Consider the following 20,831-nt stretch of genomic DNA (forward strand, 5'->3'; position numbering starts at 1 on the left):
GGTTTTTTCGTATGACCACTTCTTTGCAACCTGCTTATGCTCTGGTCCCGGGTGCGAACCTGGAGGCCTATGTGCACACGGTCAACAGCATTCCTTTGCTGACGCCCGAGCAGGAGCGTGAACTGGCCGAGAGTCTCTACTATGAGCAGGATTTGGGGGCGGCTCGGCAGATGGTGCTCGCCCACCTGCGTTTTGTCGTACATATCGCCCGTAGCTATAGCGGCTACGGTCTGGCCCAGGCTGACCTGATTCAGGAAGGCAACGTTGGCCTGATGAAAGCTGTGAAGCGCTTCAACCCGGAAATGGGTGTGCGTCTGGTGTCGTTTGCTGTGCACTGGATCAAGGCGGAAATTCACGAGTTCATCCTGCGCAACTGGCGCATCGTGAAAGTCGCGACCACCAAGGCTCAGCGCAAACTGTTCTTCAACCTGCGCAGCCAGAAGAAACGCCTGGCATGGCTGAACAACGAAGAAGTCCACCGTGTGGCCGAAAGCCTCGGTGTGGAGCCCCGTGAAGTGCGCGAGATGGAAAGCCGCTTGACCGGCCATGACATGGCGTTCGACCCGGCCGCCGAAGCGGACGACGACAGCGCCTTCCAGTCGCCGGCCAACTACCTGGAAGACCACCGGTATGACCCGGCGCGTCAACTGGAAGATGCCGACTGGAGCGACAATTCCAACCACAACCTGCACGAAGCGCTGGAAGTGTTGGACGACCGTAGCCGTGACATCCTCTACCAGCGCTGGCTGGCAGAAGAAAAAGCCACGCTGCACGACCTGGCGCAGAAGTACAATGTGTCGGCCGAGCGGATTCGTCAGCTTGAGAAAAGCGCGATGAACAAGCTGAAACTGTCCATCGCCGCCTAAACGCTGCGAAAAGGCAAAAAAATGCCCCGATCGAGAGATCGGGGCATTTTTGTTTGAAGTCGAAAAATCCGATATCCAGCGCGGTTCTCTGTGGGAGCTGGTTTGCCTGCGATGAGGCCTTTTCAGCCAGCCTCTCTGCAAACTGACATTTCGCTATCGCAGGCAAGCCAGCTCCCACAGGGGGCTGTGTTGTGTCAGTCAGCCCAGGGTGCCTTGCGCGAATTGTTCAGTTCGACCAGATAACTATCGCCACCCAACTGGCTCATCTGCTGGCGAATCCACGCCGCCCGTCGCGCCACGTAGGCGGTTGGATGACTGGCGCTCCACACCCGAGGGTTGGGCAACACCGCCGCCAAGTAACTGGCCTGCTGGCGGGAAAGCCCCTTGGCGCTCACGCCAAAGTGATGCCGAGCTGCCGCTTCGGCGCCAAACACACCTTCATCCCATTCGACGCTGTTGAGGTACACCTCAAGAATTCGCTGCTTGGGCCACAGCACCTCAGTCAGCGCGGTAAACCAGGCCTCCAGGCCTTTGCGCAAATAGCTGCGGCCGGTCCACAGAAACAGGTTTTTCGACACCTGCTGGCTCAGCGTGCTGGCGCCGCGAATCGAGCCGCCGCGTTCGTTGTGCAGCAGCGCCGCTTGAATCGCGTCAAAGTCGAAGCCCCAATGCTGCGGGAAGCGCTGGTCTTCACCGGCCATCACCGCCACTTTAAGGTCGTCGGAGATCTCGTCCCACGCCACCCACGTGCGTTGCAGGTCAATCGGCTCGCCGTCGACCCAGGACTCGACTTTGCGCTCCACCATCAATGCGGTGAACGGTGGCGGCACGACACGAAACAGCAACACCAGCAGCACACTGCCGATGGCAAACCATTTCACGACTTTGAGAAAACGCTTGAAGAGGAGACGCAGCATAGAGATGGCTTGGCCGAACCCGTTGAGCGGGCCATTATACAGACCCGGCCCTTTGAGTCTGACTGGAGTTCCTCATGCTGCGTAGCTTTCTGATGCTGGCTGCCTTTTTCGGCTTCACCGGCGTTGCCCTCGGTGCTTTTGCGGCTCATGCCCTGAAAAACCGCTTGAGCGCCGAGTACCTGGCGATCTTCCATACCGGCGTGACGTACCAACTGGTGCACGCCCTGGCGCTGTTCGGCGTGGCGCTGCTGGCCGCGCACATTCCTGGCCGGCTGGTCAGCTGGGCGGGCATCTCGTTTACCGTCGGTATCCTGCTGTTTTCCGGCAGCTTGTATGCGCTGACCCTGACCGGTATCAGCAAACTCGGCATCATTACGCCGTTTGGCGGGCTGGCATTCCTGTTGGGCTGGTTCTTTCTTGGCCTGACCGCATGGCGCCTGCAGGTCATCTGACCGAGGGGCTTGGGCCGACAACGCCAATCGGGCTAGAATGCTGGCCCCTAAAAACGATGGCGGCCCGTGGCATGCGCATTCAGTTGAATGGCGAATCCTTTGAACTGCCCGACGGTGAAACCGTTGCGGCCCTGCTGACCCGTCTGGACTTGACCGGGCGTCGCGTCGCAGTGGAGCTCAACCTGGATATCGTCCCGCGTAGCCTGCACGCCGAGACCGCGCTCACCGAAGGTGATCAGGTCGAAGTGGTCCATGCCATCGGCGGCGGCTAGTCGCCCGGCGCGCCAGCGCGCCAACCCGCATTCTGCAGAACCTCATCCCACCTCGAGGATTTCCCATGAGCATCGTTCGTAGCGACAAGCCCTTCGTTCTGGCCGGTCGTACCTACCAGTCCCGCCTGCTGGTCGGCACCGGCAAGTACCGCGACATGGAAGAAACCCGCCTGGCCATTGAAGCCTCGGGCGCCGAGATCGTTACCTTCGCCGTGCGCCGCACCAACCTCGGGCAGATCGAGGGCGAGCCGAACCTGCTCGAAGTGCTGTCGCCGGACCGCTACACCTTCTTGCCGAACACCGCCGGGTGCTACGACGCGATTGAAGCAGTGCGCACGTGCCGCCTGGCTCGCGAGCTGCTCGACGGCCACAACCTGGTGAAGCTGGAAGTACTGGCCGACCAGAAGACCCTGTTCCCCAACGTGATCGAAACCCTGAAGGCCGCCGAAACGCTGGTCAAGGAAGGCTTCGACGTGATGGTTTACACCAGCGATGACCCGATCATTGCCCGCCAGCTGGCAGAAATCGGCTGCATTGCGGTGATGCCGCTGGCCGGTCTGATCGGTTCCGGCCTGGGTATCTGCAACCCGTACAACCTGCAGATCATCCTCGAAGAAGCCAAGATTCCGGTGCTGGTGGACGCGGGCGTAGGCACGGCCTCCGACGCCACCATTGCCATGGAGCTGGGTTGCGATGCGGTGCTGATGAACTCGGCCATCGCGCATGCCCAGCAGCCGATCATGATGGCGCAAGCCATGAACCATGCGATCGTCGCGGGCCGCCTGGCCTACCTCGCCGGCCGTATGCCGAAAAAACTCTATGCCAGCGCCTCTTCGCCGCTGGATGGTCTGATCAAGTAAGAGCTATTGATGACTGAATCAAACGAAACGCCGAACACCGTGGAAGAGGGCGACGAGTCCAAGCACCGCCGCATCAAGAGCTTTGTGATGCGCGCGGGCCGTATGACCGAAGGCCAGCAAAAGGGCCTGGAGCAGGGCACGCCGCTGTTCGTCCTGCCATTGGCCGACGCGCCAGTGGACTACGACCAGGTGTTTGGCCGTTCGGCCCCGCGTTCCCTGGAAATCGGTTTCGGCATGGGTCACTCCCTGCTGGAAATGGCGGCGGCCTCGCCGGAGCAGGACTTCATCGGTGTGGAAGTACACCGTCCGGGTGTCGGCGCGTTGCTCAACGGCGTGCTGACCCAAGGCCTGACCAACCTGCGAGTCTACGACTGCGACGCGATTGAAGTGCTCAACCGCTGCATCGCCGACAACAGCCTCGATCGCCTGATGCTGTTCTTTCCGGACCCGTGGCACAAAGCCCGTCACCACAAGCGTCGCATCGTGCAAGCTTCGTTCGCGGAGCTGGTGCGCAGCAAGCTTAAGGTCGGTGGCATCCTGCACATGGCGACCGACTGGGAACCGTACGCCGAGTACATGCTGGAAGTGATGAACGTCGCCCCTGGCTATCGCAACCTGGCCGAAGACGGCAAATGCGTGCCACGCCCGGCTGAGCGTCCGATCACCAAGTTCGAACGCCGCGGCGAGCGGTTGGGGCATGGGGTTTGGGATTTGAAGTTCGAGAAGCTGGCTTAATTAGCTGCACATCTGAAATGCAATCCAATGTGGGAGCTGGCTTGCCTGCGATAGCATCACCTGGGTATCACTGATACACCGAGGTGTGTGCATCGCAGGCAAGCCAGCTCCCACATTTGGTTTTGTGTTGGCTTCGGGTTCAGCGACGGTCTGCCACAACCCCAATCAACACCAGCACCACCACCAGCACCGGTGCCAGGCTGTAGTTATTGAACTGGCTCAACCCCCGCACAATCCATGGCGTGGCGTAGATCAACGCCGCACCGCTGCCGATCATGCACACCAGCGCCATCAAGGGGACGCGCAATGCGCCCGCGATACTGCCCAGGCGGGCCTCGACCCAGCCTTTGATATCGGCGCCGAACAACACCAGCAAGCAGCCGACAAGAGCCAGAGAGATTTCCGACAGGTTGCTACGGCTCCAGCGGGATACGGTGGCGAGCAGGTCGAGTACCAAATCCATTCGAATTCCTTAGAGCGTCAGCTCAAAAACTTCTGCAACAGGTCATTGAGAAAGAGTTGCCCGCGGTCAGTCGCCGCCAGGCGTGACGGTTCGACCTGCATTAAGCCACTTTGTTCTGCCTCACGGCGGCCCTCGTCAAGGCTCGCCAGATCAAGGCCGGTGCGCTCGGCGTAGAGCCTGGCGTCGACGCCTTCGGTGAGCCGCAGCGCGTTCATGAGGAACTCGAATGGAAGCTCTTCATGGGTCAGTTCTTTCGCCCCGGCCTGAAAGCTTTTGGCCGGGTTGAGGTAGTCCTTGGGTGCTCGCGTCTTCCAGGTGCGCACGATGCGCCCGTCCGGGTGGCTGAGCTTGCCATGGGCGCCGGCGCCGATGCCGATAAAATCGCCAAAGCTCCAGTAATTCAGATTGTGCCGCGCCGGGCGGCCCGGTTGGGCATACGCCGAGACTTCATATTGCGCGTAACCGTGTTCGGCCAGCAGCGCCTGACCGGCCTCCTGAATGTCCCACAGCGTGTCGTCTTCCGGCAGCACGGGCGGCTGGTTCCAGAACACGGTGTTGGGTTCCAGGGTCAGCTGGTACCACGACAAGTGCGTCGGCTTGAGGGCGATAGCCTGGCGCAAGTCGCTCAGGGCGTCGTCCAGGGTTTGATCGGGCAAGCCATGCATCAGGTCCAGGTTGAAGTTATCAAACCCGGCCTGGCGCGCCATGCCGGCGGCGCGCACGGCTTCGTCACCGTTGTGAATGCGGCCCAGGGCTTCGAGCTTCTCCTGCTGGAAACTCTGGATGCCGATGGACAGGCGATTGATGCCCAGCGCGCGGTAGGCCACGAACTTCTCTTGCTCGAAGGTCCCGGGGTTGGCTTCCAGGGTGATTTCGATGTCGCCGGCAAACGGGATGCGTGCTTCCACGCCCTTGAGCAAACGGCCCAGCGCAGCGGCGCTGAACAGGCTGGGCGTGCCGCCACCGAAGAAGATCGAGCTGAGTTCACGGCCGTAAACCGCGTGCAGGTCTTGATCAAGGTCAGCCAGCAACGCGTCTACATACTCTTCTTCCGGCAGCACCTTGCTGGCGGTGTGGGAGTTGAAGTCGCAATACGGGCATTTGCGCACACACCACGGAATGTGGATGTACAGCGCCAAGGGCGGCAGGTGCGGCAGGGCCGCCCGAGGCGTTTGCGCGCCGCCGTGGATCAGCGGCTGCGCGGAGGTGTTCTGGGTCATTTCAGGCTCAGGCGTTGGCGCAGCAAATCCATTGCGCGGGCGCGGTGGCTGATCTGGTTCTTGTCGGCCGGGCTCAGTTCGGCGCTGGAAACATTACGCTCCGGCACCCAGAACAGCGGATCGTAGCCAAACCCGTGCTCGCCACTGGCCGCATGCAGGATGCGCCCGTGCCACAGGCCTTCGCAGAGGATCGGCAGCGGGTCATCGGCATGCCGCACCAGCGCCAGCACACAGACGAACTGCGCACCGCGCATCGCGTCCGGCACATCCTTGAGGGCGTCCAGCAACTTGGCGTTGTTGGCCGCGTCGCCCTTGCCGTCGGCATACCGCGCCGAGTAAATGCCAGGTGCTCCGCCCAGGAAGTCCACCGCCAGGCCCGAATCATCCGCCAACGCCGGCAAGCCGGAGATACGCGCGGCGTTGCGGGCTTTGAGGATCGCATTTTCGACAAACGACAGGCCGGTTTCTTCCGGCTCGACCTGGCTGAACTCGCCGATCGAGCGCAGTTGCACGGAATCACCGAGCATCGCCTGGAGTTCTTTGAGTTTGCCGGCGTTATGGCTGGCCAGTACGAGTTGTGTGAGGTTCATCAGTCGGCCGGAAACAGTTCTTGGTTGAATTGGAAGCCGTGGGCTTTGCCGCCGGTTTCAACATTGATGGTGAAAATCTTGGTTTCCTGCTGTGGCACCGCGTACTGGGCAACGTACAGCGTGGAGCCGTTCTGGATGATTTTCTTGAACGTGAGCATCTCGCTCTTGCCGCCCAGGTCTTTGATCGTGCCGGTGACGGTTGCGTCGATCGGTTCGACGCCCTTGTTCACAAACACATTGATCATGCCCAGCTCTTTGCTGCGTACGATCCCGGCTTCCTGAGCCATTTCCGGCGTCAGGAAGCTTGTGGTCAGGGTGTTGTAATGCACCGTGATATCGCCGAATTCTTTCTGGCGATTACCATCGATGGCATCCGCCGCCATAGCGCTGACGCCCAGGCACGCGGTGAGTAGAAATACAGCCAAACGACTCATGTTCGTCCTCCTTGAAAATGGTTAGACGGCAATTTGATGGTCTGTGAGGCCAGGACTGCTGACGCGGTAGATCCCGATTTCGCCCAACAGATTGGGCCATAGCTTACTCGCCCAGCCGTGGCGATGCTGTTGATCGACGGCAAGGCGGTTGATGACTTTGGCCTCACGCTCTCCGCACAAGGCTTCGAAGTCTTCGAAGGTGCAGAAGTGGATGTTCGGGGTGTTGTACCACGTGTACGGCAGGAAGTCCGACACCGGCATCCGGCCCTTGGTGGCCAGGTACCAGCGGCAGCGCCAGTGGCCGAAGTTGGGAAAGGTGATGATGCACTGGCGGCCCACACGCAGCATTTCGTCGAGAATGCGGTCCGGGTAGTGCACGGCTTGCAGAGCCTGGGTCATCACCACGATGTCGAAGCTGTTGCTGGCAAAGTTGCCCAGGCCCTTGTCCAGGTCCTGCTCGATCACGTTGATGCCCTTGGCCACGCACTGGGCAATGTTGTCCGGGTCATTTTCCAGGCCGTAGCCGGTGACTTGCTTGTTGTCGCGCAGCCAGCTCAGCAGTTCGCCATCACCGCAACCGAGGTCGAGCACGCGGCTGCCGGCGGGGATCCAGTCTTGGATGATTTCCAGGTCGGCTCTCATGGCGTTCTCACAGAGTTATGCGGTTCATGTAATTGCTGAAAGCCTGCAGGTAGCGCGGGATCGGAATCAGGAAGGCGTCATGGCCTTGCGGAGCATCGATCTCCAGGTAGCAGACATCTTTCTTGGCGGCCATCAGCGCGTCCACCAGCTCACGGGAGCGGGCCGGCGAGAAACGCCAGTCGGTGGTGAACGACATCACGCAGAACTTGGCGGTGGCGCCCTCAAAGGTTTTCGCCAGGTCGTCGTTGAAGTTGGCGGCCGGGTCGAAGTAGTCCAGCGCCTTGGTCATCAGCAGGTAAGTGTTGGCGTCGAAACGCCCGGAAAACTCTTCGCCCTGATAGCGCAGGTAACTTTCGACCTGGAACTCGACGCTGTGGAAGTCGTAGTTGAGCTTTTCGCTCTTGAGGCCACGGCCGAATTTTTCGCCCATGGAGTCATCGGACAGGTAAGTGATGTGCCCGACCATCCGCGCGAGCATCAAGCCACGCTTGGGGATCACGCCTGCTTCCTGGAACGAACCGCCGTGGAACTCGGGGTCGGTGAGGATGGCCTGGCGTGCCACTTCGTTGAAGGCGATGTTCTGCGCCGACAGTTTCGGCGCCGAGGCGATGGCCAGGCAATGGCGCACGCGGTCCGGGTAGGTGATGGTCCATTGCAGCGCTTGCATGCCGCCCAGGCTGCCGCCGATCACCGCGGCCCATTGGCCGATGCCCAGCAGGTCAGCCAGGCGCGCCTGGCTGTGCACCCAGTCTTCCACGGTCAGCACCGGGAAATCCGCGCCGAACGGCTTGCCGGTTTCCGGGTTGAGGCTGCTTGGGCCGGTGGAACCGTTGCAGCCGCCGAGGTTGTTCAGGCTCACCACAAAGAATTTGTTGGTATCGATGGGCTTGCCGGGGCCGATGCAGCTGTCCCACCAGCCGGGCTTGCGCTCGTCGGCACTGTGGAAACCGGCGGCGTGATGATGGCCGGACAGGGCGTGGCAGATCAGCACGGCGTTGCTCGCCGTGGCGTTCAGTTGGCCGTAGGTTTCGTAGATCAGGTCATAGGCCGGCAGCGAACGGCCGCAGGCCAGGGCCAGCGGTTCGCTGAAGTGCGCCACTTGGGGCACGACCAGTCCAACAGAATCGGGGGGGAAGGCAGCTGGCATCGACCCTGCTCTCGTTTAAATGAGGCGTAAGTCTAAAGACCGCTGCACCCAGCGGCAAGCAAAGGCCTGCACGGAGTCAAGTCAGTACGCGGATACAAAATGTGGGAGCGGGCTTGCTTGCGAATACGGTGTGTCAGTCAGCGAAAATATCGACTGATCGACTGCATTCGCGAGCAAGCCCGCTCCCACACTTATCCGCGTTTCAAATCAGGCCGAACAGTTCTTTAGGCATGAACGCGTAGTAGGCCAGGCGCGGGATCACCCAGCTTTGCAGCAGCTGGATCGCGATAAACGCGAAGATCGGCGAGATATCCAGGCCGCCCAGGTTCGGGATCAACCGACGGAACGGCGCCAGCACCGGCTCGGTGATCTGGGCCACCAGCTCCGCGCCAGGGCTACGGCTGCCGGGTGCGACCCACGAGAGGATCACGCTGATGATCATCGACCAGAAGATGATCTTCAAAAACAGCGAGAAGATACCGATCAGGCCCCATGGCAACAGCAGCGGGGTGAAGGCCTGATAGCCGTTGAGCATCAGGATCACCATAAACAGCAAAATCTGCAGCAGCAGCGCCAGCACCAGCGACGACATGTCCAGGCCGAACAGGCTTGGGATCACGCGGCGCAGCGGTTTGAGCAGCGGTTGGGTGGCTTTCACCACGAACTGGCAGAGCGGGTTGTAGAAGTTCGCCCGCACCAGTTGCAGGATAAAGCGCATCAGCACGATCAGCAGGTACAGGCTGCCCAAGGTCTGGATGATGAAAATGGCAGCGTCATTGATTCCGAGCATGTTTGTTTCCTATCGGGTCCAGTTGCAGGGGACGACTATTTGCCCAGTTGCTCGGCCATCTCGGCCGAACGATGTGCCGCAGCACCCAGGGCTTTTTCCACCAGGGCTTCAAAGCCACCGGCCTGGAACGATTCAATGGCCGCTTGCGTGGTGCCACCCGGCGACGTTACGCGGCGGCGCAGTTCGGCGGCGTCCACGTCGCTGTCGACGGCCATGTTCGCGGCGCCCAGCGCGGTTTGCTCAGCCAGTTGCTCAGCCACTTCGTGGGGCAGGCCCAGCTTCACGCCGGCGGCGGTCATGGCTTCGATCAACAGAAAGAAGTACGCCGGGCCGCTGCCGGACACGGCGGTGACCGCGTCCAGTTGCTGCTCTTGCTCCAGCCACACGGCGATGCCGACGGCGGACAACAGTTCTTGCGCCTGATCGCGTTGCTCGGCCGTCACCTCGGCGGTGGCGTACAGGCCGCTCACGCCCTTGCGCAGCAGCGCCGGGGTGTTGGGCATGCAGCGCACGATTGGCTGTTCACCGAGCCAGTTGTTCATGCTGGCGCAGGTGATGCCGGCGGCGATGGAGACCACCAGTTGGTGTGGCTGCAGGCTCGGGCGCAGGCTTTCGCACACGGCCTTCATGGCCTGCGGTTTCACCGCCAGCACGATCACGTCGACGCCCTGGATGGCCTCGGCGTTATCGGCAAAGGTTTCAATGCCGTGCTCGCTGCTGACGCGGGCGCGGGTGTCGGCGCCCGGGTCGCTGGCGCGGATCTGCTGGGCTTGCAGGCCCTTGGCCCGCAGGCCGCCGATCAGGCTGGCCGCCATGTTACCGGCGCCGATAAAGGCAATACGCGTGTTGCTCATGACAGGTCCTTATTCAGAGGAAAGTCAGCCATTTCACGGCTGGCCGTAGTCGCGAGCGCCAAACAGGGCGGTACCGATCCGCACCCAGGTGGCGCCTTGGGCGATGGCCGACTCGAGGTCGTGGCTCATGCCCATGGAAAGTGTGTCCAGCGGCAGATTCAGGCTGGCTTGCAGGTCTCTCACCGCTGCGAACGCCGCATCTTGCGCGGCGCGATCTTCAGTCGGCTCGGGAATCGCCATCAAGCCGCGCAGTTTCAGGCGCGGCAAGGCGCTGATCGCATGGGCCAGGGCCGGCAAGTCGGCGGGCGTAGAGCCGGATTTGCTGGCTTCGCCACTGACGTTGACCTGAATGCAGATGTTCAGCGGCGGCAGGTCGGCCGGGCGTTGTTCGGACAGGCGTTGAGCGATTTTCAAGCGGTCCACGGAATGTACCCAAGCGAAGTTCTCGGCGATCGCACGAGTCTTGTTCGATTGAATGGGGCCAATGAAGTGCCAACTCAAGGGCAGGTCGGTTAATTGCGCCTGTTTGCCCAAGGCTTCCTGCAGGTAGTTCTCGCCAAAATCGTGCATCCCGGCGGCGTAGGCTTCGCGCACGGCTTGCGCGGGTTTGGTCTTGCTCACGGCCAGCAGGTGGATGCTGTTTTCGTCACGTTGCACGGCGTGGGCCGCGGCACGGATCCGCTCGCTAACCAGGCCAATGTTGTCTGCTATCGTCGACATTCAAGATGCACCCGTGGATATGGAGTCCGCGGCATTCTACTGGAAATGGAAAGCCCTATGGATATCACTGAATTGCTGACGGCCAGCGTGCGCCGTGGCGCCTCCGACCTGCATTTGTCGGCCGGCCTGGCACCGATGCTGCGTGTTGATGGCGAGGTCTGGCCGCTGGAGGGCCCGGTGCTCACGCCCCCGCAAGTTGCGGAGTTATTGAGCCCTTTGCTCAACCGCTACCAACAAAAGGATTTCGAAACATCTCTTGAAACCGATTTTGCCTTCGAACTGCCGAGCGTGGCGCGGTTCCGGGTGAATGTATTTCAACAGGATCGCGGCATGGGGGCGGTGTTTCGCACCATTCCCGCCGAGGTGCAGAGCCTTGAACGCCTCGGGCTGGGGGCGGTGTTCCAGCGTATCGCGCAACTGCCGCGCGGCCTGGTGCTGGTCACCGGGCCGACCGGGTCGGGCAAATCCACCACGTTGGCGGCGATGATCGACTACCTCAACGGGCATCGGCGCCAGCACATCCTCACCCTCGAAGACCCCATCGAATTTATCCACAGGCCGAAAATGGCCTTGATCAACCAGCGTCAGGTGCACCGCGATACCCACAGCTTTTCGGCGGCGCTGCGCTCGGCGCTGCGTGAAGACCCGGATGTGATTCTGGTGGGCGAGTTGCGCGACCTTGAAACCATCCGCCTGGCGCTGACGGCGGCTGAGACCGGGCACCTGGTATTTGGCACCTTGCACACCACCTCGGCCGCAAAGAGCGTGGACCGGCTGGTGGACGTGTTCCCGGCAGCGGAAAAGCCCATGGTGCGCTCGATGCTGTCGGAGTCGTTGCAGGCGGTGGTGTCGCAAGTGCTGGTCAAGAAGATTGGCGGTGGGCGGGTGGCGGCTCACGAGATCATGCTGGGTACACCGGCTATTCGTAACCTGATCCGTGAAGACAAAGTGGCGCAGATGGTCTCGGCGATCCAGACAGGTGGCGCGCTAGGGATGAAAACGTTGGACATGAGCTTGAAGGCGTTGGTCAGCGAGGGGCTGATCAGCCGGGAAGATGCGCGGGGGCAGGCGAGGGTGCCTGGGGACATCTGAGGTCTTGCGGGCAATGAAAATCAAATGTGGGAGCGGGCTTGCTCGCGAATGCGCAGTGTCAGTCACCCTCTTAGTTGACTGATCTAACGCATTCGCGAGCAAGCCCGCTCCCACATTGGTTACCGCATATCAGACTGAAATCAGCGCTGCACAACCCGCAGGTTGTTGTTCTGCTCTTTCGGCAGAACCCGTTTGGCAATCACGTAGTTCTTGTCCCAGAACGGCTTTTTCAACGTGTCGATGCTGACCGACTTGCCACGACGCGGTGCGTGGATAAAGCGGTCGTTGCCCAGGTAGATGGCAACGTGGTTGACCTGGCGGCTCTTCAGTTTGAAGAACAACAAGTCGCCCGGTTTCAGGTCTTTACGATCAACCTTCAGCCCGTGACCGGCGGCCATGGCGTTGGAGGTGCGTGGCAAATCCACCGCTTTGACGTCATTAAACGCATATTTTACCAAACCACTGCAGTCGAACCCTTTACTTGGGCTGCTGCCGCCCCAACGATAAGGAGTACCGAGCACATTAACCGCGCGGCTGAGGACGTTGCTGCTTTGTTTGGTGTTAACTGCCATCAGGCCGGGCGTTACTTTACCGTGGTGGGCCTTGCTCAGTTGAGTCGGGCGGTTGACGGTCAGCTTTACCGATTTGGCGGTGCCTGGTGTGCTGTGAACTTTAGGGGTGAAACCGTTAACGTTAGGAAGACGTTGCTCACGATTGGTGGCGTGGGCGGCCAGTGGCATTAATAGGCAGATGGTTAGCCATGTCTTGAAAAATGGTCGCATTAGGCGTGGCTCTTTTAGGTTTGCGCGCAACTTTATAACAGCTTTTTGTGTCGTTCTTAGGCCGTTTGTCGACTGAACCCTGGGGTCAAATTCAGGAAAAGCGCGACGAATTGCCGCTATCGTCCTGCAGAGGTCAGGTGGCATAAGGCTTTGCGGGAGGGAAGATACCATTTGCCGTGTGTCGGGCGCCCGTAAAAAAGTCACAAAGAAAATGAAAAAATTTATCTATCGAGGCAAAAGAGGTACTCCATGAACACCTATCGACAGGATGTGATGCAGCAGGACACCCACAGCAAGGTGATCGGTTACCTGCTGTGGATTTTCGGTTTTACCGGGGCGCACCGCTTCTATTACGGCAAGCCGGTGACCGGGACGATCTGGTTTTTCACCTTTGGTCTTTTCGGGATTGGCTGGCTGATCGACTTGTTCCTGATCCCCGCCATGGACCGTGAAGCAGACCTGCGTTTTACTGCCGGGCCGATCGAATACAACGTGGCCTGGATACTGTTGGCGTTCCTGGGCGTGTTCGGGCTGCACCGCATGTATCAGGGCAAATGGATCACCGGCCTGATCTACCTGCTGACTGGCGGTTTGTTCCTGGTGGGCGTGCTGTATGACTTCTGGACGCTGAATACGCAGGTTTCGATCCGCAATGCCGAGCGCAACAGCGGACGCTGAGCGCGCATTGATTCAATGCGAGTACGGTCAATGTGGGAGCCGGGCTTGCCCGCGATAGCATCACCTCGGTCTGGCTGAACAACCGAGGTGCCTGCATCGCAGGCAAGCCAGCTCCCACATGTACTGTGCCCACTTCAGGTTTTGCGACTTATCAGGCCTGGTAGCTGATCCGCCCATCGACCAAGGTGTACCGCACCGTCGCCGGCAGGCTATGGCCGATGAACGGGCAGTTTTCGCCCTTGGACAGCCAGTGTTCCCCGGCAACCGTGGAGCTGGCCGGATCAAACAGCACCAGGTCCGCCGCTGAACCCACCGCCACTTTGCCTGCCGGCAGGCGCAAGGCCTCAGCCGGGCCGGCACTCAGGCGCGCCAACAGCGTTGGCAGGTCGAGCAGACCGTCTTGCACCAGGGTCATCGCCAGCGGCAGCAACAGTTCGACACTGCTGATGCCCGGCTCGGTCGCGCCAAACGGCGCCAGCTTGGCATCACGCTCGTGCGGTTGGTGATGGCTGGAGATTGCCGAGACCACACCCGACTTCACGGCCGCGCGCAAACCGTCGCGGTCGGCCAACGTGCGCAGCGGTGGCTGCACGTGGTAAAGGCTGGAGAAATCGATCAGCGCTTCATCGGTCAGAATCAGCTGGTACAACGCCACGTCCGCCGTCACCGGCAGGCCGCGCGCTTGCGCCTGGGCGATCAAGGCCACGCCGCGCGCGCTGGTCAACTGGCTGAAGTGCGCACGCACACCGCTTTGCTCTACCAGCAGCAGATCACGGGCCAGGGCCACGGTTTCAGCGGTTTCGGGAATACCCGGCAGGCCGAGGAAACTGGCGACGGCGCCTTCATGGGCCAGGCCGCCTTCGGCCAGGTCGCGGTCCTGGGAGTGGAAGATCACCGTCAGGTCGAAGGTGGCTGCGTATTCCAGGGCGCGGCACAGCGTGCGCGTGCTGCGAAAACTGTCCAGCCCGTTGCCGAATGCCACGCAACCGGCGTCGCGCAGGGCGATCAGCTCGGCGAGTTGTCCGCCTTCCAGGCCTTTGCTCAGCGCGCCGATGGGGAACACTTTGCAATTGCCGGCTTCGCGGGCACGGTCCAGGATCAGCTCGGTCACCGCCGAGGTGTCGAGCACCGGCTTGGTGTGCGGCGGGCAGCACAGGCTGGTGACGCCACCGGCAGCGGCGGCGCGGGTTTCGCTGGCGATGGTGCCTTTGCGGCTGTAACCCGGTTCACGCAGGGCGACGTTCAGGTCGACCAAACCAGGCGCGGCCACCAGGCCTTTGGCGTCGATCGTCTCGCTGGCGCTGAAGCCCGCAGGCGCAGCGCCAATGGCGAGGATTTTGCCGGCTTCCAGGTGAAGATCGGTAACTTGATCCAGGCCACTGGCCGGATCGATGACTCGGGCGCCGAGAATGCTGAGCTTCACTGGGCGTTCTCCTGCTCGAATTGACGTTGCGCGGTTTGCCCGCTCATGGCCATGGACAACACCGCCATGCGCACGGCGATGCCGTAGGTCACTTGGTTGAGGATCACCGATTGGCTGCCGTCGGCCACCGCCGACTCAATCTCAACCCCACGGTTGATCGGCCCTGGGTGCATGACGATGGCATCCGGCTTGGCGCCGGCCAACCGCGCGGTGGTCAGGCCGAACAGGCGGTAGAACTCACCTTCGCTCGGCAGCAGGCCACCGGCCATGCGCTCGCGTTGCAGGCGCAGCATGATCACCACGTCCACGTCCTTGAGGCCTTCGGTCATGTCGGTGTAGACCTTCACGCCGTACTGCTCGATGCCGATCGGCAGCAGGGTTTTCGGTGCGATCACGCGGATGTCCGGGCAACCCAGGGCTTTGAGGGCCAGCATGTTCGAGCGCGCGACCCGCGAGTGCAGGATGTCGCCGACGATGGCCACCGAGAGGTTTTCAAAACCGCCCTTGTGCCGACGGATCGTCAGCATGTCGAGCATGCCTTGGGTCGGGTGCGCGTGGCGGCCGTCGCCGCCGTTGATGATTGCCACGTTCGGGCACACATGCTCGGCGATGAAGTGCGCGGCGCCGGAGTCGCCGTGGCGCACCACGAACATGTCGGCGGCCATGGCTTCGAGGTTGCGCAGGGTGTCGAGCAGGGTCTCGCCCTTGCTCGCCGACGAGGTCGACACGTTTAGTGTGATCACGTCGGCCGACAGCCGCTGGGCCGCCAGTTCAAAGGTGGTGCGGGTGCGGGTGGAGTTCTCGAAGAACACATTGCAGATGGTCTTGCCGCGCAGCAGCGGGACCTTCTTCACCGCGCGGCCACCGACTTCGAGGAACGAGTCGGCGGTGTCGAGGATTTCAGTCAGCAGTTCGCGGGGCAAACCGTCGAGGGACAAGAAGTGTTGCAACTGGCCCTGAGCATTGAGCTGCAGCGGGCGCTTGGCATCTAGAGGCGTCATCGCGGGGACTCTGTACAAGGCGGTTTAAAGGGCAAGGTCTTGCAGTTCGAGTTCGAGCGGCGTGGGACCGGACAATTTTACCCGCTGGTGGGCCTCCAGCGACAGGGTGGCACCGACCACATCCGGGCTGATCGGCAATTCGCCAGCGTCCAGGTCGAGCAGGCACACCAGCGTCACGCTGGCCGGGCGGCCGTAATCGAACAACTCGTTCATGGCGGCGCGGATGGTGCGGCCACTCATCAGCACGTCGTCGATCAGCACCAGGTGCTGGCCTTCAATCTCGAACGGCAGGGCCGAAGGGCGCACTTGTGGGTGCAGGCCGTTCTGGCTGAAGTCGTCGCGGTAGAAAGACACGTCCAGCGTGCCCAGCGGCGAATCGCTGCCCAGTTCTTCCAGCAACGCTTGGGCCACCCACACCCCACCGGTGCGAATGCCGATAAAGCGCGGTTCGCTGATGGCACGGTGTTGCAGGTGCGCCTTGAGGCGAATCGCCATCTGGCTGATCAGGTCGGCGGGATTGGGCAGGCTCATGGTGGCTCCTTCAAGGCCTCGCGCAGGCAAGGTCCGGGCTCAAACGTAAAAAGACGCGGCAAGCCGCGTCAGTCAGGATTCAAATAAAGCGGTGTTTTCATCCAGCCAACCCTGCAACAGCAGGGCGGCCGCGATGGCGTCCACCGGGTTGTCGCGGTAGCTGCCTTTCTGCCCGCCACGGTCACGGCGCTCACCCTTGGCTTCAAAGGTGGTCAGGCGCTCATCGTGGGTATAGAAGGGCAGGTTGTAGCGGCCATTGAGGCGGCGGGCGAACTTTTCGGCGCGCAGGCACATGTCGCTGGGGGTGCCGTCCATGTTCAAAGGCAGGCCGACCACGACGGCGTCGGGCTTCCACTCCTTGATCAGGGCCTCGACCTGGTTCCAGTCCGGCACGCCGTTCTGGGCTTTCAAGGTGCACAGCTCGCGGGCCTGGCCGGTAATTACCTGGCCGACCGCTACGCCGATCTGTTTGGTGCCGTAGTCAAAACCGAGGATCAAACGCAAGGCCATCAGGCGTGCCCCGCCTGGCTGGTCAGCAGGTTGAGGTTGACCCGCAACTTGGCTGCCGCCGCTTCCAGGCGCAGCTCACTGGCTGTGTTGAATAGAATGTCGGCGTCGAACGGACAGGTCAGCCAGGCATTGCTGGCCAGTTCGGCTTCCAGTTGCCCGGCTTCCCAACCGGCGTAGCCGAGGGTGATCACGCTTTGCTCAGGCCCCACGCCGTCGGCGATGGCGAACAACACGTCTTGGGAAGTGGACAACGACACGCCTTCCAGGTCGACCGTGGCCTGGAACTTCGGCCCGGTGGGGTGCAGCACAAAACCGCGATCGGTTTGCACCGGCCCGCCGATGTAGATCGGTACATTTTGGCAGCGCGCCGGCGGGTCGATCTCCGGGCGCAGTTGCTCAAGAATATCGGCCAGGTTCAGCTCTTGCGGGCGGTTCACCACCAACCCCATGGCACCATTGGCCGTGTGCTCGACGATGTAGGTCAAGGTCTGCGCAAAGTTCGGGTCGGCCATATGGGGCATGGCGATCAGGAATTGGTGCTTGAGGTAGGTCGGGCTGACATTTTTCATGTCCGCTAGTGTGGCGTCGGAGGGGCGAACTGACAAGCTGCGGCGGACGCTAATTGTGGCGAGCGGGGCTGTTGTGGCGAGCCGGCTTGTCGTGGCGAGCGGGCTTGCCCCGCGTTGGGGCGCGAAGCGGCCCTGAAATCTGGCGCTGTGGTTTTTCAGGCAGAACGCGGTGGCCCTATTGGGGCCGCTTCGCAGCCCAACGCGGGGCAAGCCCGCTCGCCACGACAGCCCCGCTCGCCACGAGGGCCCGCTGCCTTTGGCAGAGTGCAGGAATGATCAGTTACTGGACAGCCGATCACCCCGGGCAAACTTCCAGGTGCGGATGATTTCCAGGCGGTCTATGTCGTTCAAGTCGCCGGTAAACGGCGCGAAGGGCGCGGCCAGGCGCACGATGCGCTGGGCCGCCTGGTCCAGCAACGGTTGGCCGGACGACTCCAGCACCTGCACTTCATATAACGAACCGTCGCGGTTGATCGACACCAGTAAGCGCAAATTGCCATAGATCTGCTGGCGCCGCGCTTCATCCGGGTAGTTGAGGTTACCGATGCGTTCAACCTTCTTGCGCCATTCGTCCTTATACCAGGCGCCTTTGTCGCGCATGGTCGAGGCGGCGTTCAGGCGATAGATGCGCGGGCGCTTGGCGTACAGCTGTTGTTCGTTGGCCAGTTCGGCTTCGAGGCTGGAAATCTGGTCGGAGAGCTGCGAGCTGTCGAAGGTCGGCGCTGGCTTGACCGGCTCGGGCTGCGGCTCGGTCTTGGTTTTCTCGCGCTGGGTCGGGGCTTTTTGCGGTTTTGGCGCAACAGTGGTCACGGCGGCCTTGGGCGCGGCCTGCTTGACCTCAGGCTTGGGCGTCGGCGGCGGGGTGACTTTATTCACCTTGTTGTCCTGGAACGGCGCCACTTCGGTGGTCTTGGGCACGGCCTTTTTGTCGAGCGTGCCGCTGCCTTGCTGATTGTCCTGGGCCAGAAAGTCAGCCTTTTCAGGCTTTTTTTCGCTTTTGAACGTGGCGAGGGTGATTTCCAGGGTTTTGGTGATCTGCTTGGGCTCGGCAAAGGTGAAACCCAGGCCGAGTAACAAAGCGAGGTGGATCAGCGCTGCCAGAAACAGGGTAAATCCGAGCCGATCAGCCGGGCGCACGCCGCTGTGGGAGAGTTCGGGGGGCAGATCGGGCGGGAGCGTCATGACAAAAAAACCAACATCGCGCGTTTCACAGGTGCCGCATGATAACGCAATGTTGGTGTGTGTCCGGCTGTTCTATGTCACTTGGCTTGCAGCTTGCGCTCGATGGCCGCCATCAGCATTTCGCCGATGTTCGTGCCAAATGCGTTGTCGATCTCGCGAATGCAGGTCGGGCTGGTGACGTTGATTTCGGTGAGGTTCTCACCAATTACGTCCAGTCCTACGAACAGCAGGCCTTTTTCGCGCAGTGTTGGGCCGACTTGGGAAGCGATCCAACGGTCTTTGTCCGACAGTGGACGCGCTTCACCGCGACCGCCGGCTGCCAGGTTGCCACGGGTTTCACCTGCGGCCGGGATACGCGCCAGGCAGTAATCCACCGGCTCACCGTCGATCATCAGGATGCGTTTGTCGCCGTCCTTGATCGCCGGAATGTAAGCCTGGCCCATGATCTGCTGGGTGCCCAGCGCGGTCAGGGTTTCCAGGATCACCGACAGGTTTGGGTCGCCAGCGCGGTGGCGGAAGATCGAGGTGCCGCCCATGCCGTCCAGCGGCTTGAGGATCACGTCGCCGTGCTTGGCGGCGAATTCACGCAACACATCGGCGCGGCGGCTGACCACGGTAGGCGGCGTGCATTGTGGGAACAGGGTGGCGAACAGCTTTTCATTGCAATCGCGCAGGCTTTGCGGCTTGTTGACGATCAGCACGCCAGCGCGCTCGGCCTGTTCCAGCAAGTAAGTGGAGTAAACGAATTCCATGTCGAACGGCGGGTCCTTGCGCATCAGGATCACGTCCAGATCGCTCAAGGGGCTGTCGATTTCATCCGCAAGCTCGAACCACTTTTCAGGGTTGGCAAACACCTGCAGCGGGCGCATGCGTGCGCGGGCCTCGCCGTCGCCCTGATAAAGATCGCGCTGCTCCATATAGAACAGCGTCCAGCCGCGGGCCTGGGCGGCCAGGAGCATAGCCAGCGAGCTGTCCTTTTTATAGGAAATGCTGGCGATAGGGTCCATGACAATGCCGACGCGAACGCTCATGGGGGATTTCCTCTAGCAAATTAGGGCGCATAAAAGTGGCGTCAGAGTGGCGCTGCGGCTGTTGTGGGTCAAGGAAAAACCACCTGGCCGGTTGCTCGATAGATTGCGCCCGGAGACTGTGCTAAAAAGACTCCCACGGTGCAGCAGCCCTTGAATTCCAAGGCTTGCAGCGCTCATCCTGTGCAACATCAGGCAGTACACACCGAAAACCGATTCGCTGTGGCGATGGTAGAGCAGATATGGAACAGCATTCCAACGCCTTGAGAGTGATGGTGATCGACGATTCGAAAACAATCCGCCGCACCGCCGAGACCCTGTTGAAGAACGTGGGGTGCGAAGTCATCACGGCCATCGACGGTTTCGATGCACTGGCCCGGATTGTTGATCATCACCCGCACATTATCTTTGTCGACATCATGATGCCGCGCCTGGATGGCTATCAAACCTGCGCGCTGGTGAAGAACAACCCGGCGTTCAAGTCGATTCCGGTGATCATGCTGTCCTCCAAGGACGGCCTGTTCGACAAGGCCAAGGGGCGCATCGTGGGTGTCGATCAGTTTTTGACCAAGCCTTTCAGCAAGGAAGAACTGCTGAGCGCGATCAAGGCCTACGTGCCCGGCTTCGCCGCAGTAGAACAAGCACACTGACACCGCCTCACAAGGGCCGGCGTCCACCAATGTAGTGGGGAAAACCATGGCACGTGTTCTGATCGTCGACGATTCGCCGACCGAAATGTACAAACTGACCGGCATGCTGGAAAAGCACGGCCACCAGGTCCTCAAAGCCGAAAACGGCGCAGACGGCGTGGCCCTGGCCCGTCAGGAAAAGCCCGACGCCGTACTGATGGACATCGTGATGCCGGGCCTCAATGGCTTCCAGGCTACCCGCCAGTTGTCCAAGGAGCCGGAAACCAACGGCATCCCGATCATCATCATCACCACCAAGGATCAGGAAACCGACAAAATCTGGGGCGCACGCCAGGGCGCCAAGGATTACCTGACCAAACCCGTGGACGAAGAAACCCTGATCGCCACCCTGAACAAGGTGTTGGCCGGCTGACGGCACGCCAT

Annotated in this window: 27 protein-coding genes; 9 read left to right on the forward strand and 18 right to left on the reverse strand. The window is 61.3% G+C overall.

Annotated features, from left to right (window positions below; genetic code table 11):
* Positions 1-11: 11 nt before the first annotated feature.
* Complete coding sequence (gene rpoH / locus L8K08_RS21240) at positions 12-866, forward strand: RNA polymerase sigma factor RpoH (protein ID WP_003176698.1); 855 nt, start codon at positions 12-14, stop codon at positions 864-866.
* Positions 867-1,060: 194 nt separating this feature from the next.
* On the opposite strand, the gene mtgA is transcribed toward rpoH, so the two are convergent.
* The gene (mtgA, locus tag L8K08_RS21245; protein ID WP_145157741.1) at positions 1,061-1,783 is read right to left on the reverse strand and encodes a monofunctional biosynthetic peptidoglycan transglycosylase; all 723 of its coding nucleotides are present in this window, start codon (positions 1,781-1,783) and stop codon (positions 1,061-1,063) included.
* Positions 1,784-1,857: 74 nt separating this feature from the next.
* Between mtgA and L8K08_RS21250 the strand changes: the two genes are divergently transcribed.
* The 4 genes from L8K08_RS21250 (at position 1,858) to trmB (ending at position 4,102) form a co-directional block, all read left to right on the forward strand.
* Positions 1,858-2,235, forward strand: a complete 378-nt coding sequence (locus tag L8K08_RS21250; protein WP_106575688.1) for a DUF423 domain-containing protein — start codon at positions 1,858-1,860, stop codon at positions 2,233-2,235.
* A gap of 71 nt (positions 2,236-2,306) precedes the next feature.
* Positions 2,307-2,507 (forward strand): sulfur carrier protein ThiS, encoded by a 201-nt coding sequence (gene thiS / locus L8K08_RS21255; protein ID WP_015886354.1) that lies wholly within the window; start codon positions 2,307-2,309, stop codon positions 2,505-2,507.
* Between the two features lie 65 nt (positions 2,508-2,572).
* Positions 2,573-3,367, forward strand: coding sequence for a thiazole synthase (locus L8K08_RS21260; RefSeq protein WP_017530960.1), 795 nt, complete (start codon positions 2,573-2,575; stop codon positions 3,365-3,367).
* A 9-nt stretch (positions 3,368-3,376) separates the two neighbouring features.
* Positions 3,377-4,102, forward strand: coding sequence for a tRNA (guanosine(46)-N7)-methyltransferase TrmB (gene trmB, locus L8K08_RS21265; protein ID WP_060753471.1), 726 nt, complete (start codon positions 3,377-3,379; stop codon positions 4,100-4,102).
* 139 nt (positions 4,103-4,241) lie between these two features.
* On the opposite strand, the gene L8K08_RS21270 is transcribed toward trmB, so the two are convergent.
* The 9 genes from L8K08_RS21270 to L8K08_RS21310 all read right to left on the reverse strand — a co-directional run bounded on the left by L8K08_RS21270 (position 4,242) and on the right by L8K08_RS21310 (position 10,962).
* Positions 4,242-4,565, reverse strand: coding sequence for a DUF3392 domain-containing protein (locus L8K08_RS21270; protein WP_016972961.1), 324 nt, complete (start codon positions 4,563-4,565; stop codon positions 4,242-4,244).
* A gap of 17 nt (positions 4,566-4,582) precedes the next feature.
* Positions 4,583-5,785 carry a radical SAM family heme chaperone HemW gene (gene hemW / locus L8K08_RS21275; RefSeq protein WP_242199819.1) on the reverse strand — a complete coding sequence of 401 codons (1,203 nt, stop codon included), beginning with the start codon at positions 5,783-5,785 and terminating at the stop codon, positions 4,583-4,585.
* A complete protein-coding gene (gene rdgB, locus L8K08_RS21280; RefSeq protein WP_049711104.1) occupies positions 5,782-6,378 on the reverse strand; it encodes an RdgB/HAM1 family non-canonical purine NTP pyrophosphatase in 597 nt (198 codons plus the stop codon). Before rdgB ends, hemW begins: the two co-directional genes overlap by 4 nt.
* Positions 6,375-6,809 carry a DUF4426 domain-containing protein gene (locus L8K08_RS21285; RefSeq protein WP_106575685.1) on the reverse strand — a complete coding sequence of 145 codons (435 nt, stop codon included), beginning with the start codon at positions 6,807-6,809 and terminating at the stop codon, positions 6,375-6,377. Before L8K08_RS21285 ends, rdgB begins: the two co-directional genes overlap by 4 nt.
* Before the next feature lie 21 nt (positions 6,810-6,830).
* Positions 6,831-7,451, reverse strand: a complete 621-nt coding sequence (metW, locus tag L8K08_RS21290) for a methionine biosynthesis protein MetW (protein ID WP_003213768.1) — start codon at positions 7,449-7,451, stop codon at positions 6,831-6,833.
* 7 nt (positions 7,452-7,458) lie between these two features.
* Positions 7,459-8,598, reverse strand: a complete 1,140-nt coding sequence (locus tag L8K08_RS21295) for a homoserine O-acetyltransferase (RefSeq protein WP_145157735.1) — start codon at positions 8,596-8,598, stop codon at positions 7,459-7,461.
* Positions 8,599-8,800: 202 nt separating this feature from the next.
* Positions 8,801-9,388 carry a YggT family protein gene (locus tag L8K08_RS21300; protein WP_145157732.1) on the reverse strand — a complete coding sequence of 196 codons (588 nt, stop codon included), beginning with the start codon at positions 9,386-9,388 and terminating at the stop codon, positions 8,801-8,803.
* A 35-nt stretch (positions 9,389-9,423) separates the two neighbouring features.
* On the reverse strand, positions 9,424-10,242 hold the full coding sequence (gene proC, locus L8K08_RS21305; protein ID WP_242199820.1) for a pyrroline-5-carboxylate reductase: 819 nt from the start codon (positions 10,240-10,242) through the stop codon (positions 9,424-9,426).
* Positions 10,243-10,275: 33 nt separating this feature from the next.
* A complete protein-coding gene (locus L8K08_RS21310; protein ID WP_242199821.1) occupies positions 10,276-10,962 on the reverse strand; it encodes a YggS family pyridoxal phosphate-dependent enzyme in 687 nt (228 codons plus the stop codon).
* Between the two features lie 57 nt (positions 10,963-11,019).
* On the opposite strand from L8K08_RS21310, the gene L8K08_RS21315 reads away from it, so the two are divergent.
* On the forward strand, positions 11,020-12,054 hold the full coding sequence (locus L8K08_RS21315; protein WP_242199822.1) for a type IV pilus twitching motility protein PilT: 1,035 nt from the start codon (positions 11,020-11,022) through the stop codon (positions 12,052-12,054).
* A gap of 140 nt (positions 12,055-12,194) precedes the next feature.
* Here the strand turns inward: L8K08_RS21315 and L8K08_RS21320 are convergent, their stop codons facing one another.
* Positions 12,195-12,836 (reverse strand): C40 family peptidase, encoded by a 642-nt coding sequence (locus L8K08_RS21320; RefSeq protein ID WP_145158570.1) that lies wholly within the window; start codon positions 12,834-12,836, stop codon positions 12,195-12,197.
* A gap of 249 nt (positions 12,837-13,085) precedes the next feature.
* Between L8K08_RS21320 and L8K08_RS21325 the strand changes: the two genes are divergently transcribed.
* Entirely contained in the window at positions 13,086-13,514 is a 429-nt protein-coding gene (locus L8K08_RS21325; RefSeq protein WP_145157723.1) for an NINE protein, read from the forward strand.
* A gap of 151 nt (positions 13,515-13,665) precedes the next feature.
* On the opposite strand, the gene L8K08_RS21330 is transcribed toward L8K08_RS21325, so the two are convergent.
* From L8K08_RS21330 to gshB, 7 genes are all read right to left on the reverse strand, one after another.
* Complete coding sequence (locus L8K08_RS21330) at positions 13,666-14,937, reverse strand: dihydroorotase (protein WP_242199823.1); 1,272 nt, start codon at positions 14,935-14,937, stop codon at positions 13,666-13,668.
* Positions 14,934-15,938, reverse strand: coding sequence for an aspartate carbamoyltransferase catalytic subunit (locus tag L8K08_RS21335; RefSeq protein ID WP_159960639.1), 1,005 nt, complete (start codon positions 15,936-15,938; stop codon positions 14,934-14,936). Before L8K08_RS21335 ends, L8K08_RS21330 begins: the two co-directional genes overlap by 4 nt.
* A gap of 24 nt (positions 15,939-15,962) precedes the next feature.
* Positions 15,963-16,469, reverse strand: a complete 507-nt coding sequence (gene pyrR / locus L8K08_RS21340) for a bifunctional pyr operon transcriptional regulator/uracil phosphoribosyltransferase PyrR (RefSeq protein WP_106575674.1) — start codon at positions 16,467-16,469, stop codon at positions 15,963-15,965.
* A 72-nt stretch (positions 16,470-16,541) separates the two neighbouring features.
* Entirely contained in the window at positions 16,542-16,979 is a 438-nt protein-coding gene (gene ruvX / locus L8K08_RS21345) for a Holliday junction resolvase RuvX (protein ID WP_003195067.1), read from the reverse strand.
* Positions 16,979-17,548 carry a YqgE/AlgH family protein gene (locus tag L8K08_RS21350; RefSeq protein WP_106575672.1) on the reverse strand — a complete coding sequence of 190 codons (570 nt, stop codon included), beginning with the start codon at positions 17,546-17,548 and terminating at the stop codon, positions 16,979-16,981. Before L8K08_RS21350 ends, ruvX begins: the two co-directional genes overlap by 1 nt.
* A 276-nt stretch (positions 17,549-17,824) precedes the next feature.
* Positions 17,825-18,730 (reverse strand): energy transducer TonB, encoded by a 906-nt coding sequence (locus L8K08_RS21355; RefSeq protein WP_106575671.1) that lies wholly within the window; start codon positions 18,728-18,730, stop codon positions 17,825-17,827.
* 77 nt (positions 18,731-18,807) lie between these two features.
* Positions 18,808-19,761 carry a glutathione synthase gene (gene gshB, locus L8K08_RS21360; RefSeq protein WP_099550340.1) on the reverse strand — a complete coding sequence of 318 codons (954 nt, stop codon included), beginning with the start codon at positions 19,759-19,761 and terminating at the stop codon, positions 18,808-18,810.
* Between the two features lie 239 nt (positions 19,762-20,000).
* Here gshB and pilG point away from each other — a divergent pair, with 239 nt between their 5' ends.
* The gene (gene pilG, locus L8K08_RS21365) at positions 20,001-20,408 is read left to right on the forward strand and encodes a twitching motility response regulator PilG (RefSeq protein ID WP_106575669.1); all 408 of its coding nucleotides are present in this window, start codon (positions 20,001-20,003) and stop codon (positions 20,406-20,408) included.
* A gap of 46 nt (positions 20,409-20,454) precedes the next feature.
* On the forward strand, positions 20,455-20,820 hold the full coding sequence (gene pilH / locus L8K08_RS21370; RefSeq protein ID WP_014720320.1) for a twitching motility response regulator PilH: 366 nt from the start codon (positions 20,455-20,457) through the stop codon (positions 20,818-20,820).
* The last annotated feature ends 11 nt before the right edge of the window (positions 20,821-20,831 follow it).

The sequence above is a fragment of the Pseudomonas sp. TREG-RG-20F-10-E-6-01 genome, from assembly GCF_022662455.1.
Taxonomy (GTDB): Bacteria; Pseudomonadota; Gammaproteobacteria; order Pseudomonadales; family Pseudomonadaceae; genus Aquipseudomonas.

Excerpts from the sequence above, each read along its gene's own strand:
- rpoH (WP_003176698.1), top strand. The coding sequence starts at position 12 with ATGACCACTTCTTTGCAACCTGCTTATGCTCTGGTCCCGGGTGCGAAC.
- mtgA (WP_145157741.1), bottom strand. The coding sequence starts at position 1,783 with ATGCTGCGTCTCCTCTTCAAGCGTTTTCTCAAAGTCGTGAAATGGTTT.
- L8K08_RS21250 (WP_106575688.1), top strand. The coding sequence starts at position 1,858 with ATGCTGCGTAGCTTTCTGATGCTGGCTGCCTTTTTCGGCTTCACCGGC.
- thiS (WP_015886354.1), top strand. The coding sequence starts at position 2,307 with ATGCGCATTCAGTTGAATGGCGAATCCTTTGAACTGCCCGACGGTGAA.
- L8K08_RS21260 (WP_017530960.1), top strand. The coding sequence starts at position 2,573 with ATGAGCATCGTTCGTAGCGACAAGCCCTTCGTTCTGGCCGGTCGTACC.
- trmB (WP_060753471.1), top strand. The coding sequence starts at position 3,377 with ATGACTGAATCAAACGAAACGCCGAACACCGTGGAAGAGGGCGACGAG.
- L8K08_RS21270 (WP_016972961.1), bottom strand. The coding sequence starts at position 4,565 with ATGGATTTGGTACTCGACCTGCTCGCCACCGTATCCCGCTGGAGCCGT.
- hemW (WP_242199819.1), bottom strand. The coding sequence starts at position 5,785 with ATGACCCAGAACACCTCCGCGCAGCCGCTGATCCACGGCGGCGCGCAA.
- L8K08_RS21285 (WP_106575685.1), bottom strand. The coding sequence starts at position 6,809 with ATGAGTCGTTTGGCTGTATTTCTACTCACCGCGTGCCTGGGCGTCAGC.
- metW (WP_003213768.1), bottom strand. The coding sequence starts at position 7,451 with ATGAGAGCCGACCTGGAAATCATCCAAGACTGGATCCCCGCCGGCAGC.
- L8K08_RS21295 (WP_145157735.1), bottom strand. The coding sequence starts at position 8,598 with ATGCCAGCTGCCTTCCCCCCCGATTCTGTTGGACTGGTCGTGCCCCAA.
- L8K08_RS21300 (WP_145157732.1), bottom strand. The coding sequence starts at position 9,388 with ATGCTCGGAATCAATGACGCTGCCATTTTCATCATCCAGACCTTGGGC.
- proC (WP_242199820.1), bottom strand. The coding sequence starts at position 10,242 with ATGAGCAACACGCGTATTGCCTTTATCGGCGCCGGTAACATGGCGGCC.
- L8K08_RS21310 (WP_242199821.1), bottom strand. The coding sequence starts at position 10,962 with ATGTCGACGATAGCAGACAACATTGGCCTGGTTAGCGAGCGGATCCGT.
- L8K08_RS21315 (WP_242199822.1), top strand. The coding sequence starts at position 11,020 with ATGGATATCACTGAATTGCTGACGGCCAGCGTGCGCCGTGGCGCCTCC.
- L8K08_RS21320 (WP_145158570.1), bottom strand. The coding sequence starts at position 12,836 with ATGCGACCATTTTTCAAGACATGGCTAACCATCTGCCTATTAATGCCA.
- L8K08_RS21325 (WP_145157723.1), top strand. The coding sequence starts at position 13,086 with ATGAACACCTATCGACAGGATGTGATGCAGCAGGACACCCACAGCAAG.
- L8K08_RS21335 (WP_159960639.1), bottom strand. The coding sequence starts at position 15,938 with ATGACGCCTCTAGATGCCAAGCGCCCGCTGCAGCTCAATGCTCAGGGC.
- pyrR (WP_106575674.1), bottom strand. The coding sequence starts at position 16,469 with ATGAGCCTGCCCAATCCCGCCGACCTGATCAGCCAGATGGCGATTCGC.
- ruvX (WP_003195067.1), bottom strand. The coding sequence starts at position 16,979 with ATGGCCTTGCGTTTGATCCTCGGTTTTGACTACGGCACCAAACAGATC.
- L8K08_RS21350 (WP_106575672.1), bottom strand. The coding sequence starts at position 17,548 with ATGAAAAATGTCAGCCCGACCTACCTCAAGCACCAATTCCTGATCGCC.
- L8K08_RS21355 (WP_106575671.1), bottom strand. The coding sequence starts at position 18,730 with ATGACGCTCCCGCCCGATCTGCCCCCCGAACTCTCCCACAGCGGCGTG.
- gshB (WP_099550340.1), bottom strand. The coding sequence starts at position 19,761 with ATGAGCGTTCGCGTCGGCATTGTCATGGACCCTATCGCCAGCATTTCC.
- pilG (WP_106575669.1), top strand. The coding sequence starts at position 20,001 with ATGGAACAGCATTCCAACGCCTTGAGAGTGATGGTGATCGACGATTCG.
- pilH (WP_014720320.1), top strand. The coding sequence starts at position 20,455 with ATGGCACGTGTTCTGATCGTCGACGATTCGCCGACCGAAATGTACAAA.